General features: G+C 50.9%; 1 protein-coding gene and 1 pseudogene. Both read left to right on the top strand.

The features are described 5' to 3' along the window. Window positions 1-194: 194 nt before the first annotated feature. A complete protein-coding gene (locus NPS47_RS25145; RefSeq protein WP_274297417.1) occupies window positions 195-968 on the top strand; it encodes a hypothetical protein in 774 nt (257 codons plus the stop codon). Between the two features lie 12 nt (window positions 969-980). After that, window positions 981-1,346 (top strand): annotated as a pseudogene (locus tag NPS47_RS25140) (lipase family protein); the annotation flags it as partial.

Genomic DNA, 1,346 nt, shown 5'->3' with positions numbered 1-1,346 from the left:
GAAAAATGCACCATCTATCCCGGGTGCACCGAATAAGGACATCACACAATCAGCACTTTAGATAATGAGTTAAAGCACCCGTTTAACAGTCGCGTGCTGACCTTCCCGGTACAGGGGGAATGGACCAGCTTTCAGTGGGCGAGCCCCGGCCTGGCATGTCAGAAGGCTAAATGTTGGAAAGGGGAAACTGGTATATGAATCTGGCATTTCAGCGCTTGGTTTTGCTCTGTTGTTTACCCGTGTTGGGAAGCTGCGGCAACGGTAGCGCCAACACTTTTACCTTTACTGCTGATCTTCCGCCGAACTTTGTGTATGTGGCGGCGGTTTATTACGTTCCCGCCAAAGGTGAAACCTGTACGGTGCCGACTGCAGATAACAAGGCGCCGGTGTTCAACTATAAATGGCGCGAAGACTATAAACCCGACGCCGAAATTGCTGTCTATCGAACCCGTAATGGCTGCCCACTGGTGATCAACCATATCGAGCTGGAAATCAACGCTACTTATGGTAAAGATCGCGGAGATTTCGGTAGTGACAATGCTGGAGTTGGAATTCGTTACGAGGTAGACGAACAGTACAAAAGCACTTTCAACGAAGCTGGGGAGAGTGAGTTCTACGGTCAGTGTCAGTGGATGTTTCGCACGTTAGGTAAGCCTCGGATTCTCAGGAAACTCCTCGACTGCAAAGGTATGGATGCACAAGGCAACCTGAGTCGTTACCGTCCTGCAGCGGCTTTTACCCCTGATCAATTGCCGGGTAAGACCGTGCGAATGAAGATCAAACTGGCCGAAGAGGAAAGGCCAGGCTGGGGCGATACTTGGGTAAAAGTACCTAATGGCTGGAAGCGTTGTATGGGCAAAGGTCCCGACGACCAGCGTGGATACTGTAATGGAAATTACAAAGACTTCAGCACCTTCCAAATGGTTGATGGAAGACAGTGCACCATTTATCCCGGTTGTACCGAATAAGGAGATCATTTGATGAGTACTTTGAATGCAGAGTTAACACACCCGTTAAATAGTCGAATTTTGACCTGTCCGGTACAGGGCAAATGGACTAGCTTTCAGTTGGTAGACGAGACGGGGTCGGGGGAACCTTATGCCGGGCTGGCCTATGAGGTGGCCGACGCTGAGGGTTTCAAGTACAACGGCAGGCTGGACGCCAATGGCAGCGGCAGGGTGGACAACCATTATGCCGGGCCGATAGCTCTGATCTTTGACCAAAAGTACCAAGGCCCTGAGGAGCTGTATAAGGACTTGCAAGCAAGAGAACATTACCCACTCGAAATTACCGAGCTCCAGGTGCGGGCCGAACAGACGCGCTATCAGAACCACTTTGGTTCGCGT

The organism is Pseudomonas putida (assembly GCF_028682475.1).
GTDB lineage: Bacteria > Pseudomonadota > Gammaproteobacteria > Pseudomonadales > Pseudomonadaceae > Aquipseudomonas > Aquipseudomonas putida_AG.
The sequence above is the reverse complement of the archived record's forward strand: the minus strand, read 5'-3'. Positions and strand labels throughout refer to the sequence as shown.